This is a genomic window from Streptomyces sp. DH10 (genome assembly GCF_029813805.1).
In the GTDB taxonomy this organism is placed as follows: Bacteria; Actinomycetota; Actinomycetes; order Streptomycetales; family Streptomycetaceae; genus Streptomyces; species Streptomyces coeruleofuscus.
Window position 1 is genome coordinate 76563 of the sequence record NZ_JARVKU010000014.1, and the last position, 14846, is coordinate 91408.

Annotated in this window: 17 protein-coding genes; 9 read left to right on the forward strand and 8 right to left on the reverse strand. The window is 69.8% G+C overall.

Features of this window, described 5'->3' with window-relative positions; genetic code table 11:
* Together QC385_RS26865 and QC385_RS26870 are read right to left on the reverse strand one after the other, a co-directional pair.
* Positions 1-963, reverse strand: coding sequence for an ABC transporter permease (locus tag QC385_RS26865; protein ID WP_279543941.1), 963 nt, complete (start codon positions 961-963; stop codon positions 1-3).
* Between the two features lie 4 nt (positions 964-967).
* Entirely contained in the window at positions 968-2599 is a 1632-nt protein-coding gene (locus QC385_RS26870; protein WP_279543942.1) for an ABC transporter substrate-binding protein, read from the reverse strand.
* A gap of 249 nt (positions 2600-2848) precedes the next feature.
* On the opposite strand from QC385_RS26870, the gene QC385_RS26875 reads away from it, so the two are divergent.
* Both QC385_RS26875 and QC385_RS26880 read left to right on the forward strand, forming a co-directional pair.
* A complete protein-coding gene (locus QC385_RS26875) occupies positions 2849-3562 on the forward strand; it encodes a FadR/GntR family transcriptional regulator (RefSeq protein WP_279543943.1) in 714 nt (237 codons plus the stop codon).
* 41 nt (positions 3563-3603) lie between these two features.
* The gene (locus tag QC385_RS26880; RefSeq protein WP_279543944.1) at positions 3604-4041 is read left to right on the forward strand and encodes a protein-tyrosine phosphatase family protein; all 438 of its coding nucleotides are present in this window, start codon (positions 3604-3606) and stop codon (positions 4039-4041) included.
* A 139-nt stretch (positions 4042-4180) separates the two neighbouring features.
* Here the strand turns inward: QC385_RS26880 and QC385_RS26885 are convergent, their stop codons facing one another.
* Positions 4181-4633 (reverse strand): GNAT family N-acetyltransferase, encoded by a 453-nt coding sequence (locus QC385_RS26885; RefSeq protein WP_279543946.1) that lies wholly within the window; start codon positions 4631-4633, stop codon positions 4181-4183.
* A gap of 251 nt (positions 4634-4884) precedes the next feature.
* Here QC385_RS26885 and QC385_RS26890 point away from each other — a divergent pair, with 251 nt between their 5' ends.
* Genes QC385_RS26890 through QC385_RS26905 form a run of 4 tightly spaced genes read left to right on the forward strand, consistent with a single transcriptional unit; the run spans position 4885 to position 6941 of the window.
* Entirely contained in the window at positions 4885-5091 is a 207-nt protein-coding gene (locus tag QC385_RS26890; protein ID WP_279543947.1) for a hypothetical protein, read from the forward strand.
* The gene (locus QC385_RS26895) at positions 5088-5303 is read left to right on the forward strand and encodes a hypothetical protein (RefSeq protein WP_086599578.1); all 216 of its coding nucleotides are present in this window, start codon (positions 5088-5090) and stop codon (positions 5301-5303) included. The genes QC385_RS26890 and QC385_RS26895 overlap by 4 nt, the downstream gene beginning before the upstream one ends.
* Positions 5304-5329: 26 nt before the next feature.
* Positions 5330-6076, forward strand: coding sequence for a DNA repair protein RecO (gene recO, locus QC385_RS26900; RefSeq protein ID WP_279543948.1), 747 nt, complete (start codon positions 5330-5332; stop codon positions 6074-6076).
* A gap of 34 nt (positions 6077-6110) precedes the next feature.
* Complete coding sequence (locus tag QC385_RS26905; RefSeq protein WP_279543949.1) at positions 6111-6941, forward strand: isoprenyl transferase; 831 nt, start codon at positions 6111-6113, stop codon at positions 6939-6941.
* 61 nt (positions 6942-7002) lie between these two features.
* Here the strand turns inward: QC385_RS26905 and QC385_RS26910 are convergent, their stop codons facing one another.
* The 4 genes from QC385_RS26910 to QC385_RS26925 are packed head-to-tail and all read right to left on the reverse strand — an operon-like array spanning position 7003 to position 10166.
* The gene (locus QC385_RS26910) at positions 7003-7419 is read right to left on the reverse strand and encodes a Fur family transcriptional regulator (RefSeq protein WP_086559064.1); all 417 of its coding nucleotides are present in this window, start codon (positions 7417-7419) and stop codon (positions 7003-7005) included.
* A gap of 58 nt (positions 7420-7477) precedes the next feature.
* On the reverse strand, positions 7478-8380 hold the full coding sequence (locus QC385_RS26915) for a metal ABC transporter permease (protein ID WP_279543950.1): 903 nt from the start codon (positions 8378-8380) through the stop codon (positions 7478-7480).
* Positions 8380-9147 (reverse strand): metal ABC transporter ATP-binding protein, encoded by a 768-nt coding sequence (locus QC385_RS26920; RefSeq protein WP_279543951.1) that lies wholly within the window; start codon positions 9145-9147, stop codon positions 8380-8382. Before QC385_RS26920 ends, QC385_RS26915 begins: the two co-directional genes overlap by 1 nt.
* A gap of 20 nt (positions 9148-9167) precedes the next feature.
* Entirely contained in the window at positions 9168-10166 is a 999-nt protein-coding gene (locus QC385_RS26925; protein ID WP_279543952.1) for a metal ABC transporter substrate-binding protein, read from the reverse strand.
* A gap of 184 nt (positions 10167-10350) precedes the next feature.
* Here QC385_RS26925 and QC385_RS26930 point away from each other — a divergent pair, with 184 nt between their 5' ends.
* Positions 10351-11733 (forward strand): glycine--tRNA ligase, encoded by a 1383-nt coding sequence (locus QC385_RS26930; protein ID WP_150480755.1) that lies wholly within the window; start codon positions 10351-10353, stop codon positions 11731-11733.
* A 61-nt stretch (positions 11734-11794) separates the two neighbouring features.
* On the opposite strand, the gene QC385_RS26935 is transcribed toward QC385_RS26930, so the two are convergent.
* Entirely contained in the window at positions 11795-12898 is a 1104-nt protein-coding gene (locus tag QC385_RS26935; protein ID WP_279543953.1) for an endonuclease/exonuclease/phosphatase family protein, read from the reverse strand.
* Positions 12899-13111: 213 nt separating this feature from the next.
* On the opposite strand from QC385_RS26935, the gene QC385_RS26940 reads away from it, so the two are divergent.
* Positions 13112-13726 (forward strand): LysE family translocator, encoded by a 615-nt coding sequence (locus tag QC385_RS26940; RefSeq protein WP_279543954.1) that lies wholly within the window; start codon positions 13112-13114, stop codon positions 13724-13726.
* Positions 13727-13817: 91 nt separating this feature from the next.
* Positions 13818-14822 carry an aldo/keto reductase gene (locus QC385_RS26945; protein WP_279543955.1) on the forward strand — a complete coding sequence of 335 codons (1005 nt, stop codon included), beginning with the start codon at positions 13818-13820 and terminating at the stop codon, positions 14820-14822.
* The last annotated feature ends 24 nt before the right edge of the window (positions 14823-14846 follow it).

Sequence of the window (14846 nt, forward strand, 5' to 3'; positions counted from 1 at the left end):
TCACGTGGTCGCATCCCTCAGTCGCGGGTTGACCAGCAGGTAGAGGACGTCGATGACGAGGTTCACGACGACGAACCCGGCCGCCGTGGTCAGGACGACGCCCTGGACGACGGCCGGATCGCCGTTCTTCACCGCGTCGATCATCAGCTTGCCCATGCCGGGCAGCGAGAAGATCGTCTCGATGACGACCGCGCCGCCCAGCAGATAGCCGACGCGCAGCCCGAGCACGGTGAGCGGGTTGATGAGCGCGTTCCGCAGCACGTTCCGCCCCACGACCACGCGCGGCGGCAGCCCGCTCCCGATCGCCGTCCGCACGTAGTCCTTGTCCAGCTCCTCCACCACCGCCGTCCGCACGATCCGGGTCAGCTGCGCCGCCACCGGCAGGGAGAGGGCGAGGGCGGGGAGCGTCATGGTCTTCAGCCAGCCGGTGAAGGAGTCGGCCGGGTTGATGTAGCCGCCGGTCGGGAACCAGCCCAGGTCGACCGCCAGGTACTGGATCATCAGCAGCGCCAGCCAGAAGCCGGGCGCCGCGACACCGGTCAGCGACACGACCCGGATGATCTGGTCGGGCAGCCGGTCCCGGTAGATCGCCGCGGTCACGCCGCCCACGAGGGAGAGCACGACCGCGACGCCCAGGCCCAGGAAGGTCAGCTGGAGGGTGAGCGGCAGCGCGGTGGTGACCTGGTCGATCACCGGCGCCCGGGTCAGCGCGCTGGTGCCCATGTCGCCGTGCAGCAGGTCGGCGACGAAGTCGGCGTAGCGCACGGGCAGCGGGTCGAGCAGGCCGTGTTCCTCGCGGAAGTCGTGCAGTTGCTCCGGAGTCGGGTTGGCGCCCTGGAAGAACGCGGACGCCGGGTCGACGTCCGAGAACCGCATCACCAGGAACACGAACAGCACGATGCCGAGCATCAGCGGCACGAGCAGGGCGACGCGGCGGAGCAGGATCCGCAGGACTGCCGTCATGCCGCTAGGCCCACTTGGCCTGGAGGAGGTTGATGCCGGGGTAGGGCTGTGCCCTTATGCCGCTGAGCCGCTTCGGGTCCCAGGCCGTCATCAGCTCGTTGTGGACGACCGGGTAGAGCACGGCCTGTTCGGCGACGACGTCGATGTAGTCCTGGACCATCACCTTCTTCTTCTCGGGATGAGGCTCCCGGGTGGCCCGGTCCATGTCCCTGAAGAGAGCCTTGGCGACGGGGTCGCCCGCCCACCGCGTGTACTGCATCCACAGGTTCCCGGGCCCGTAGTTGTAGTGCATGATCAGGTCGGCGTCGAGGCCGAACTGGTTGGGGTTCGAGGCGGCGGCGACGACCTGGTAGTCCTGCTTCTGGTCCATCTTCGTGAACACGGCCGTGGTCTCCTGCGGGGACAGGGTCGTCTTCACACCGATCGCGTCCCAGGACGCCTTGATGGTGGGCAGGCAGTCGACGATCCAGCTCACGTTCACCGCGAGGATGTCGATGCTCAGCCCCTTGACCCCGGCCTGCTTCAGCAGCGCCTTCGCCTTGTCCGGGTCGTAGTCGTACACGGTCTTCGCCCGGCGGTAGGACGGGTTGCTCTCGTCGAGGAAGGAACTCGACGGCTTCCCGTGGCCCTTGAGCGCGACCTCCACCATCTTCTCGGTGTCGATGGCGTAGTGCAGGGCCTGGCGTACGCGCACGTCGTCGAAGGGCTTGTGCTGGGTGTTGAACATCAGGAACAGGTTGTTCATCCCGGCCCCGCCGGCGACGGTCAGCCCGCTGCTCTCCAGCTGTGCGATGTTGGCGTACGGGATGTTGTCCGCGATCTGCGCGCCCGCGCTCGACCCCGAGATCTTCGCGACGCGGGGTGCCGCGTCCACGATCGTCAGCCAGTTCATCTTCCGGAAGGCCGGCTTGCGCGGGCCGTTGTAGCCGTCGAACGCCTCGAAGGTCGTGTTCGACTTCGGGTGGTGCGCGGTCTGCCGGTACGGCCCCGAGCCGATCGCCTTGCCCTTGATGGCGTCGTCCCAGGCGCCGGGCTTCGAGAACACGTGCTTCGGCATGATCTTGGCGAGGGTCAGCCGTGAAAGCCCGTCCGGGAACGGGAACTTGAGCACCAGCTCCACGGTCCGCCCGTCGATCTTGCGGACCTCCTTCAGCCAGCTCGCGAAGAAGCCCTTGGCGAGGGTCTGGGTGTCCGGGTCGAGGATCCGCTCGAAGACGAAGACCACGTCGTCGGCGGTGACGGGCTTGCCGTCGTGGAACTTCGCGCCCGCGCGCAGCGTGAACTTCCAGGACGTGCCGTCCGGGTCCTTCGGCACCTCGGTCGCCAGGGCCGCGTACGGCTCGCGGGAGATCGGGTCGGTGTCGAGCAGGCCCTCGTAGATGTGGTTGTTGGCGGCCATGCAGAACGCGGACGCCGTCTGGGTGGGATCCCAGCTGCCGTCGTTGCCGTAGCCGATCACCGCGGTCAGCGTCCGGTTCGCCCCGCTGCCGCCGCCACCGGTGTCGTTGGTGGACTCCGGCCCGGACGAACAGGCCGACAGCGACGCGGAGACGGCGGCGGCCGCGCCCAGCGCGCCGGTGTACTTCAGGAACGTCCGGCGGTGCGGCGCCGGCACGTCGTGGGTCACGTCGCGCACGGGGTCCTCCAGCGAGAGGTCTGGAAAGGAAGCGAGGGGGCGAGCAGAGGAGATACGACGTCCTACGTCCTGCGGTCAGCGCGACGATAGGAGGGGCCGTGGAGGCGGTCAAGGGGGCGCACACGAATGGCGTATCTGCCAGAGGTCGGACCAATGACGCTGTGAATAGGGTGAGTTGACGACCCATCAGGGAAGGTCCGGCGCCGGGTACCGCCAGAGGTGGGACGTGGGACGTCCGGGGCGCGTACGATGCGGCGCATGTCCGAGGAGCCCAGGACCAGCCGGATACAACGCCAGGTCGTGCAGCTCATCCTCGACCGCAGACTCACCGCCGGCGCGCCGTTGCCCACCGAGGCCGAACTCATGGAGGACCTCGGCGTCAGCCGCAACTCCGTGCGCGAGGCGCTCAAAGCCCTCCAGGCCCTCGACATCGTCGAGATCAGACACGGCTACGGCACCTACGTCGGCCAGGCCTCCCTCACTCCTCTCGTCGACGGCCTGACCTTCCGCACCCTGGCCCGGCACGAGGACGACACCGGCGCCCTCGCCGAGATCCTCCAGGTCCGGGAAGTACTGGAGGAGGGCCTGATCCGCCGGGTCGCCGCGACCGTCACCGAGGCGGAACTGGACAGGCTGGAGGGCGTGGTGACCCGCATGGAGTCCGCGGGCGGCGCGGGCCGCTCCTTCCCCGAACTCGACCGCGAGTTCCACGAGATCCTGTACGCCTCCCTCGGCAACGCGCTGGTCCCGCAGCTCCTCGGCGCGTTCTGGACGGTCTTCCGCCGGGTCTCCGGCGCCCGCGGCTGGACCGACGACCCGTCCCCCGAGATCACGGTCCGCCGCCACCGCGACATCGTCACCGCCCTGCGCGCCCGCGACGTCGAGGGCGCGCAGCGGGCCATGGCGGTGCACTTCCGGGGGGTCGAGGCGCGGGCGGCGGAGGAGTCGCGAGGGGTGGGCTGATTCCGCTCCCGGGCGAGCGGGCGCGGAGCATGATGAGGGGCATGACTGAGCTGTGGAGCGAGAGCGACGCCGGCGTCCTGCGGCTGCCCTCCGGCCGGCTGGTACGCGGCCGAGGCCTCCGCCACCCCCTGGACCCCGCCGCACCCACCCCCTCCTACGGCCTCTACCTGCTCGGCAAGCAGCCCCCCGAGGTCCCCTGGGAGTCCGGCTGGCTCCGCTGGCCCGACTTCCGCCTCCCGCCGGACCGGGTGGCCGCCCGGGCGGTCCTGGCGAGCGCGTGGGAACGGGCCGCCGGGGAGCGCGTGGAGATCGCCTGCGGCGGAGGACGTGGCCGCACGGGCACGGCCCTGGCCTGCCTGGCGGTGCTGGACGGGGTGCCGGGGGAGGAGGCGGTGGCATACGTGCGGCGGCACTACGACCGGCACGCGGTGGAAACGCCCTGGCAGCGGCGGTACGTACGGAGTTTCGGCGAGAGGTGAGCCCGGCCAGGGCCTGGTGAGCGGCTGGAAGGAGTCTTCGCCGAGTAGCAGCCGGCCTTCCTCGTTCTGACACTGGTGCTTCCCGTGCTGCTCGGCCCGCGCGACGACTGGTTCACCGCCGCCGCCGTGCGCACCCTGTTCAGACACGTCCCGGCGGTCGCACCATGAAGACGTCGACCGGGTCCTGCGACTCCACGGTGAAACCGTGGCGCTCGTACAGGCGCCGGGCCGGGCTGCCCTGGAGGACGTTCAGGCGTACGAGTTCGCCGTCGGCGTCGGTCCGGGTCAGCACGGTGCGCAGGACCGCCGAACCCAGGCCCCGGCCCTGGAACTCCGGGCTGAGGTAGAAGTGCTCCAGCCAGCGGCCGTTCTCGTCGGTCTCGGACGGGCGCAGTGCGACGCTGCCCGCGAACATGCCGTCGGCCTCGATGACCGACGTGTCCTGTGGGCAGAAGGCGTCTCGCAGCCGCTGCCTGACCCGGTGTGCGTCGAAGCGGCCCAGGCGTTCCAGGTCCGGGCGCATCACCACGGCCCGGAGTTCCGCTATCGGTTCGACGTCCGCCGGCTCGGCGGGACGCAACACCCAAGTCATGGGGACCGGCCGTATCCCGTCCGCCGGCGTACGCGTATCCACGGCCGGATTATGTCAGCGGCCGCTTATCTCCGATCGGCTTCCCGCCCGCCGCTCGGAAAATACCCCTCGCCGCATGCCGAGAACCGTTGGCCATTGCCGAACCCCTTGTGTCGCGCCGCAGTTGTAAGGCACAGACCCCTCCCGAGTGTAGACGCGGAGCGTCACCGCGGAGATGCGAAGAGTGAAACTCCAAAAGGGAGGGGAGCACGGTGGAGGCACGACAATCGGCGCTCTGCGTCGAAGAAGCGGAGGATGCGGTGAAAGAATTGCGGGCAGAACTCGCCAAGGCCGGAATTACCCTGCCGTCATTGGGGCTGGACCCGGTAAGTCTTGCGCGGGAAGCACCCTGTCCGCTCGTGGAATTGAGCCGGTGTTCCGTTCGGACCGCCCGGCCGCTCGCGGCGGTGCCGCGATGAAGCCACCGGTCGGCGCATACGTCGTGGACACCCGCAGCGGCCGCATCGGCATCGTCATGGGGCATGAGGGGCCCTATGTGCAGCTGAGGCCGTACGGGGGCGGGAAGGAGTGGGACGCCGACCCCGGTGCCGTCCGGCACGCCACCCCGGCCGAGCGGCTGCGCGCGGCGACGGCGTACGCCAACGCCCGCAGCAGGGGCGAGGTCCCTTGACGCGGTGACCCTGCGAGAATGACGCCATGAGTCTGTTCCGCGACGACGGCATCGTGCTGCGCACCCAGAAGCTGGGTGAGGCGGACCGGATCATCACGCTGCTCACCCGCGGTCACGGACGGGTACGGGCGGTGGCCAGGGGCGTGCGCCGGACGAAGTCGAAGTTCGGTGCGCGCCTCGAACCCTTCTCCCACGTCGACGTGCAGTTCTTCGCCAAGGGGAGCGAGCTGGTCGGGCGCGGGCTGCCGCTGTGTACGCAGAGCGAGACCATCGCCCCGTACGGGAGCGGGATCGTCAGCGACTACGCGCGGTACACCGCGGGGACCGTGATGCTCGAGACCGCCGAGCGGTTCACCGACCACGAGGGCGAGCCGGCCGTGCAGCAGTACCTGCTGCTCGTCGGCGGGCTGCGGACCCTCGCCCGCGGGGAGCACGCGCCACATCTCGTGCTGGACGCGTTCCTGCTGCGGTCCCTCGCCGTCAACGGGTACGCCCCGAGCTTCACCGACTGCGCGAAGTGCGGTATGCCCGGGCCCAACCGGTTCTTCTCGGTCGCCTCGGGCGGCTCCGTCTGCGGGGACTGCCGGGTGCCCGGCAGCGTCGTACCCTCGCCACAGGCCCTGGAACTCCTCGGCGCGCTGCTTACGGGAGACTGGGAGACCGCGGACGCCTGCGAGGCGCGGTACGTCCGGGAGGGCAGCGGGCTGGTGTCCGCGTATCTGCACTGGCACATGGAGCGCGGGCTGCGCTCCCTGCGCTACGTCGAGAAGTAAGCGAAGCAAGCAAGCACGAGGAGACGAGAAACACATGGCCGTACGCGGGATCCTGGGGCGGCAGCGCCGGGAGTACAGGACGCCGGAGCCCCACCCGTCCGGCGCGCGGCCGCCGAAGCTCGGAGAGCTCGTACCGCAGCATGTGGCGATCGTCATGGACGGCAACGGGCGCTGGGCGAAGGAGCGGGGCCTGCCGCGCACCGAGGGGCACAAGGTCGGCGCCGAGCGGGTGCTCGACGTGCTCCAGGGCGCCATCGAGATGGGCGTGGGCGCCATCTCCCTGTACGCCTTCTCCACCGAGAACTGGAAGCGGTCGCCGGACGAGGTGCGCTTCCTGATGAACTTCAACCGGGACTTCATCCGCAAGACCCGCGACCAGCTGGACGAGCTGGGCATCCGGGTGCGCTGGGTGGGCCGTATGCCCAAGCTGTGGCGCTCGGTCGCCAAGGAGCTCCAGATCGCCCAGGAGCAGACCAAGGGCAACGACAAGCTCACGCTGTACTTCTGCATGAACTACGGGGGGCGTGCCGAGATCGCCGACGCGGCGCAGGCGCTGGCGGCCGATGTGAAGGCCGGGAAGCTCGACCCGTCGAAGGTCAACGAGAAGACCTTCGCGAAGTACATGTACTACCCGGACATGCCGGACGTGGACCTGTTCCTGCGTCCGAGCGGTGAGCAGCGCACCTCCAACTACCTGATCTGGCAGAGCGCGTACGCCGAGATGGTCTTCCAGGACGTGCTGTGGCCGGACTTCGACCGCCGCGACCTGTGGCGGGCGTGCCTGGAGTTCGCCTCGCGGGACCGCCGGTTCGGCGGGGCCATCCCGAACGAGGAGCTGCTGGCCATGGAGGGCAAGCAGCAGTAGGCCTCACCGGCCTCGCCCGGCCCGGCAGCCCCTCGAGTGGCAGCCGGGCCGCCCTGGTCCGCTACTTCGCCGCCGCCGCGCAGTCGGCGCAGGTGCCGAAGATCTCCACCGTGTGGGCCACATTCACGAAGCCGTGCTCGGCGGCGATGGCCTCCGCCCACTTCTCCACGGCCGGGCCCTCCACCTCGACGGCCTTGCCGCAGCCGCGGCACACCAGGTGGTGGTGATGGTCGTCGGTGGAGCACCGGCGGTAGACGGACTCGCCGTCGGCGGTGCGCAGGACGTCGACCTCACCGGCGTCGGCGAGGGACTGAAGGGTGCGGTAGACGGTGGTGAGCCCGACCGAATCGCCCTTGTGCTTGAGCATGTCGTGCAGTTCCTGCGCGCTGCGGAACTCGTCGACCTCGTCCAGGGCCGCCGCCACGGCGGCACGCTGCCTGGTGGCGCGGCCCTTCACGGACGGTCCAGCGGTCGTCACCGTTGCCTCCTCACGTCTGCCTTGCCCGGGCCATTGTGCCAGCCCGGGGTGGGGGCGGTCAGACGCCGACTTCGTCGGTTGTCTTCCGGGTGCCCGGAATCGCGCACTCGGCAGGGTCGTGGGCGGGATCCGCGGCGCTCCGGGCGCGGGCGCGGCGGCGGGCCAGCGGGGCCGCGAGCGCCGTCAGCACGACGAAGGCGCCGATGGTCAGCAGCACGATCGTCGCGCCGGGCGGGACGTCCTGGTAGTACGACGTGACGGTGCCGCCGATCGTCACGCTCACGCCGATGGCGACGGCGATCACGAAGGTCGCGGCGAAGCTGCGGCCGATCTGCTGGGCGGCCGCGACGGGCACCACCATCAGCGCGCTGACCAGGAGCAGGCCGACCACGCGCATCGCCACCGTCACCGTGACGGCCGCGGTGATCGCCGTCAGCAGGTTCAGTGCGCGCACCGGCAGGCCCGTCACCCGGGCGAACTCCTCGTCCTGGCTGACCGCGAACAGCTGCCGGCGCAGGCCGAGGGTGACCAGGACGACGAACGCGGCCAGGATGCAGATCGCCGTGACGTCCGACTCGGACACCGTCGACAGGGAGCCGAAGAGGTACGACGTGAGGTTGGCGTTGGAGCCCGTCGGCGCGAGGTTGATGAACATCACACCGCCGGCCATGCCGCCGTAGAACAGCATCGCGAGGGCGATGTCGCCGCGGGTCCTGCCGTACCAGCGGATCAGCTCCATGAGGACCGCGCCGATCACGGAGACGAGGGTCGCCATCCACACCGGGGACCAGGTCAGCAGGAAGCCGAGGCCGACGCCGGTCATGGCCACGTGGCCGATGCCGTCGCCCATCAGGGCCTGGCGGCGCTGGACCAGGTAGATGCCCACCGCGGGGGCCGTGATGCCGACCAGGACGGCGGCGAGCAGCGCCCGCTGCATGAAGGCGTAGTCGAGGATCTCCATCAGCTCAGCAGTCCCGTGCGGATCGGTTCGTGGCCCGCGGGTGCGTGCGGGTGTACGTGGTCGTGGCCGGGCAGGGCGTGCTGCCCGACCGCCTTGGGGGGCGGGCCGTCGTGCACGACACAGCCGTCGCGCAGGACGACCGCCCGGTCGATGAGGGGCTCCAGGGGACCCAGTTCGTGCAGCACGAGCAGCACGGTCGTGCCCTGGGAGACCTGCTCGCGCAGCGTGTGCGCGAGGACCTCCTGGCTGGCCAGGTCGACGCCGGCCATCGGCTCGTCCATGATCAGCAGTTCCGGCTCGGAGGCGAGCGCGCGGGCGATCAGGACGCGCTGGTGCTGGCCGCCCGAGAGGGCGTCGACCGAGTCCTTGGCCCGGTCCGCCATGCCGACGAGCTCCAGCGCCGCGCGCACGGCCGCGTGGTCCGCCTTGCGCAGCACGCCGAAGCGGGCCCGGGACAGGCGGCCCGAGGAGACCACCTCGGTCACCGTGGCGGGCACCCCGCCCGCGGCCGTGGTGCGCTGCGGGACGTAGCCCACGCGGTGCCAGTCGCGGAACCGCATGCGGTCCGTGCCGAACAGCTCGATCTCGCCGGCGCCGGTCTGCACCTGGCCGATGATGCTGCGCACGGCCGTGGACTTGCCGGAGCCGTTCGCGCCGAGCAGCGCGACGACCTCACCGTGGTGCACGGTGAGGTCGATGCCGCGCAGGACGGGGCGCGAGCCCAGGTCCGCGCGGACGCCGCGCAGGGATACGACGGGCTCGGTCATGCCGTCCTCCGATGGGTCGATCACTTGGCTCCCAGGGCCGCCTGAAGGGCCTTGAGGTTGGCTTCCATGACCTGGAAGTAGTCGTCGCCGCGGGACTTGTCGGTGATGCCCTCGAGCGGGTCGAGGACGTCCGTCTTGAGCTTCGCGTCCTTGGCGAGGGTCTTCGCGGTCTTGTCGGAGACCAGTGTCTCGTAGAAGACCGTGGTGACGCCGTCGGCCTTGGCCTCCTGCTGGAGCTCCCGGACCCGGGCGGCGCTCGGCTCGCTCTCGGGGTCGAGGCCGGAGATGGCCTCCTGGGTGAGGCCGTAGCGCTCGGCGAGGTAGCCGAAGGCGGCGTGGTTGGTGAAGAAGACCTTGGTCTTGGTGTCCTTCAGGCCGTTCTCGAACTCGCCGTTGAGGCCGTTCAGCTTCTTGACCAGGGCCGCGGTGTTCTTCTTGTAGTCGGCCGCGTGGTCCGGGTCGGCCTTCTCGAAGGCCTTGCCCACGCCCTCGGCGACCTCGGCGTACTTCACCGGGTCCAGCCAGATGTGCGGGTCGCGGGCGTGCTCCTCCTCCTCGGCCTGGCCCTTCTCCTCCGCGTGGCCCTTCTCCTCGGCGTGGCCCTCCTCGCCCTCGCCCTCGTGGTCGTGCTCGGTGCTGCCGTGGTCCTCGAGGGTGGTCAGGCCGGCCGCGTCGATCTTCGTCTTGATGCCGGTCTGCGAGACCGCCTCGTCGACGGCGGGCTGGAGGCCCTTGAGGAAGAGCGCCGCGTCCGCCTCTTCGAGCTGTGCCCGCTGCTTGGTGCTGATCTCCAGGTCGTGCGGCTCCTGGCCTGGCTCGGTCAGGCTCGTGACGTTCGCGTGGTCGCCGCCGATCTGCTCGGCGAGGAAGGCCATCGGGTAGAACGACGCGACGACGTCGAACTTGTCCGTGTTGCCCGTCGCCGCGCTGTCGCTGGAGCAGGCGGAGAGAGCACCGAGGCCGAGAGCGGTGGCCGCGGTGACCGCGGTGGCGGATATGAGGCGTCGTCGTACGTTCATGACACTCATTTTCAACAAATATGGAAACCGTTGTCAACAAAAGGGCTGAGCGGGTTCCGTGGAGGGGGTCTGGCGGTCGCGGGAGGGGGAGCGATTTGATTGAGGGGGCGCCCCCGCCGGTAACCTGAAGCATTCGCTGGAAGCAACTCGCTTCGTCGCCCGTCGTCGTAATGAAGAGAGCACCGTGGCCGCCGACAAGATCGACACCATCGTCAGCCTGAGCAAGCGCCGTGGCTTCGTATTCCCCTGTAGTGAGATCTACGGCGGTCAGCGCGCCGCTTGGGACTACGGCCCCCTGGGTGTCGAGCTCAAGGAGAACCTCAAGCGCCAGTGGTGGCGCTACATGGTGACGTCGCGCGAGGACGTCGTCGGTATCGACTCGTCCGTGATCCTGGCCCCCGAGGTCTGGGTCGCCTCCGGTCACGTCGCCACCTTCACGGACCCGCTGACCGAGTGCACCTCCTGCCACAAGCGGTTCCGCGCGGACCACCTGGAGGAGGCCTACGAGGCCAAGCACAACCGCCTGCCGGAGAACGGCCTGGCCGACGTCAACTGCCCGAACTGCGGCAACAAGGGCCAGTTCACCGAGCCCAAGCAGTTCTCGGGCCTGCTGTCCACCCACCTCGGCCCGACCCAGGACTCCGGCTCCATCGCCTACCTGCGGCCCGAGACCGCGCAGGGCATCTTCACCAACTTCTCCCAGGTGCAGACCACCTCGCGCCGCAAGCCGCCGTTCGGCATCGCCCAGATGGGCAAGTCCTTCCGCAACGAGATCACGCCCGGCAACTTCATCTTCCGCACCCGCGAGTTCGAGCAGATGGAGATGGAGTTCTTCGTCAAGCCGGGCGAGGACGAGAAGTGGCAGGAGTACTGGATGGAGCAGCGCTGGAACTGGTACACCGGTCTCGGCCTGCGCGAGGAGAACATGCGGTGGTACGAGCACCCGAAGGAGAAGCTCTCCCACTACTCCAAGCGCACCGCCGACATCGAGTACCGCTTCCAGTTCGGCGGCAGTGAGTGGGGTGAGCTCGAGGGCGTCGCCAACCGCACCGACTACGACCTCGGCGCCCACTCCAAGGCCTCCGGCCAGGACCTCACCTACTTCGACCAGGAGGCCGGCGAGCGCTGGACCCCGTACGTCATCGAGCCCGCGGCCGGTGTCGGCCGCGCGATGCTGGCGTTCCTCCTGGACGCCTACATCGAGGACGAGGCGCCCAACGCCAAGGGCAAGATGGAGAAGCGCACGGTGCTGCGCCTCGACCCGCGCCTGTCCCCGGTGAAGGTCGCGGTGCTGCCGCTGTCCCGGAACCCGGAGCTGTCCCCGAAGGCCAAGGGCCTCGCCCAGGCCCTGCGCCAGCACTGGAACATCGAGTTCGACGACGCGGGCGCCATCGGCCGCCGCTACCGCCGCCAGGACGAGATCGGCACGCCGTTCTGCGTGACCGTCGACTTCGACACCCTGGAGGACAACGCGGTCACCGTCCGCGAGCGTGACTCGATGAAGCAGGAGCGCATCTCCCTCGACCAGATCGAGGGCTACCTGGCGGCCCGCCTGGTCGGCTGCTGATCGCTTCTCGTACGTACGCCGGTGCCGGGTTCCTCTTCGAAGGGCCCGGCACCGCCGCGTTTCAGAGGTCAAGGTCCGCGTAGACGGCCGCGTGGTCCGAGGCGCGGTTCCACTTCGAGGTGACGGTGTCGAAGGACTTGATCGTGGACGGCGCCCAGATGCCGCGCCGTTCGACCTCGACGTGCTGCACCTGGTCCCACAGCGGCGGCGGCAGCATCAGGTAGTCCAGCTTCTGGTTCTCGGAGGTGCCCGTGCCGTGGGTGCCCGGAGTGCCCCGGTACTCCGGGTGGCTCATCACGTCCCGCAGGCCGGTGCCCAGCAGGGCCCGGATCGCCTCGCTGGACGGTTCGTCGTTGAGGTCCCCGGCGACCACGACGTACGGGGAACGCTCCAGGGCGCTCTGGTAGATCGACGCCACGCGCCGGGCCTGGGCGATGCGCAGTTCCGGGTCGTCGCCGCTCTGGCTCTTCAGGTGGTTGCCCAGCAGCCACAGCGGGGTGCCGCCGGTCTGGATCTCGTACTCGGGGCAGTCCCGGCTGAAGAGGTACTCGCCCGGCCGGTCCGGGTCGGGGTCGAAGACGTGGGACCGCATGGACGTGATCGGGTGGCGGCTGAGGATCCCCACGTCGATGCCGCGCGGGTCGTTGCCGTCGATCACCATATCGTAGGGGTACGGCGTCTTCTTCAGGTCGCCGCCCAGCACCTGCTCGTTGAAGCGGCGCAGGGTCGTGCGGTCCTCCACCTCCACCGCGAGCAGGATGTCGGCGTCGACCTCGGCGATCACCCGGCCCGTGTTGTGCACGGCCTCCCAGTCGAGGTCGTCACGGACCAGCTCCACCCAGCCGGTCCACCCCGAGCGGCCCTTGGCGACGATCTCGAAGGTGACGTGCTCGCCGCTGCCCCTCGTCTTGAACAGCGTCCCCTGGCCGCGCGTCTCGTTGACGAAGAACGGCCTGTCCTTGCGCGAGTCGTGTACCCGGTGCTTCTTGAGGAGTTCGGCGATGCGCTCCTTGGTCTCGTCGTCGTAGGTCTTCTTCTCCAGGAGGGAGATCAGCTTCGAGTAGTCGCTCAGGACCTCCCGGCGCTGCTTGTCGCCGGGGAGGCGGAAGACCTTGGGACGGCGGAAGAGGTTCTCCGTGTTGAAGGTGGCGATACGGATCGTCATGGCGCGCTCCCTCGGGCGGCGCAGGAGTTCCGCGCGGCCGGTGGGCAGGCGCCGCCGGGGAGACCGCTCGCCGGCTCTTCCATTCTCGGAGCCGGTGTGATGCATGTCGACCGGTGGGGCGGGTGAGCGCTTCTGTGGCCGGCCTGATTGGTCCTTCAATGCTGCTGCCGATTGGCCCTGTTTCCGGAAGCGGCGCGGCGTCAGGGTGAGCGCATGAGCATCGCTTTCCTGCTGACCACTCTTGTCGTCGTCGCCACGCCGGGCACCGGGGTCGTCTACACCCTCGCGGCAGCGCTCTCCCGGGGCAGGCGCGCGAGCGTCGTCGCGGCCGTCGGGTGCACGCTCGGAATCGTGCCGCATCTGCTGGCCACGGTCACCGGGGTCGCCGCCCTGCTGCACGCCAGCGCGACCGCCTTCCAGGTGCTGAAGTACGCCGGGGTCGCCTACCTCCTGTACATGGCGTGGGCGACCATGCGGGACAAGGAGGCGCTCGTGGTGGAGGAGGAGCGGGCGGCGCCGGTGTCCGCGCGGCGGGTGATCGTGCGGGGCGTGCTGATCAACATCCTCAATCCGAAGCTGACGATCTTCTTCTTCGCGTTCCTGCCGCAGTTCGTGAGCCCGGGTGAGCCGCACGCGGTGGTGCACATGGCGGCGCTCGGCGGGGTGTTCATGCTGGCGACCTTCGCCGTGTTCGCCGGTTACGGGGTGCTGGCCGCCTCGGTGCGCAGCCATGTGATCGGACGGCCCCGGGTGATGGCGTGGCTGCGGCGGGGGTTCGCGGGATCGTTCGTGGCACTGGGCGCGAAGCTGGCGGTCACGGCGCGGTAGCCACGGCCAGGGGCCCCGGTTCCGGAGCGGGCTGACAAGTATCGAATGACAGATATTGAAATTTGTCAGCTGTCATGGCACAGTGGACGGCATGACGATGCGAACCCGAACCCTCGGAACCACCGGCCCCCAGGTCTCCGCCCTCGGTCTCGGCTGCATGGGCATGTCCGCGCTGTACGGCGAGGCGGACCGGGCCGAGTCCGTCGCGACCATCCACGCGGCGCTCGAAGCGGGCGTCACCCTGCTGGACACCGGCGACTTCTACGGCATGGGCCACAACGAGATGCTGATCGGCGAGGCCCTGCGCACGACCTCCGCCGCCCGGCGTGAACAGGCCCTGGTCAGCGTGAAGTTCGGCGCCCTGCGCGACCCGGACGGCGGCTGGTCCGGCTACGACGGCCGGCCCGCCGCCGTGAAGAACTTCGCCGCGTACTCCCTCCAGCGGCTCGGCGTCGACCACATCGACGTCTACCGCATCGCCCGCCTCGACCCCGACGTGCCGATCGAGGAGACGGTCGGCGCGATCGCTGAACTGGTCGAGAAGGGGTACGTGCGGCACATCGGCCTCAGCGAGGTCGGCGCCGACACGATCCGCCGGGCCGCCGCCACCGCGCCCATCTCCGACCTCCAGATCGAGTACTCCCTCATCTCGCGCGGCATCGAGGACGAGATCCTTCCCACCACGCGCGAGCTGGGCATCGGCATCACGGCGTACGGCGTGCTCTCCCGGGGCCTGATCTCCGGCCACTTCACCGCCGACCGGCAACTCGGCGCCGGCGACTTCCGGGCGATGTCGCCGCGCTTCCAGGGGGACAACCTCCGGCACAACCTGAACCTCGTCGAGGCGCTGCGGAAGATCGCCGAGCAGAAGGGCGTCAGCGTCGCGCAGATCGCCATCGCCTGGGCGCTCTCCCGCGGCGAGGACATCGTGCCCCTGGTCGGCGCCCGCCGCCGCGAGCGGCTCACGGAGGCGCTGGGCGCGCTGGACGTCACGCTGGACGCGGCCGACCTGGCCGCGATCGAGGAGGCCGTACCGCCCGGCGCCGCCGCGGGCGACCGTTACCCGGCGGCCCAGATGGCGCACCTCGAGAGCTGAACCGGGCTCCGGGTACGGTCAGGG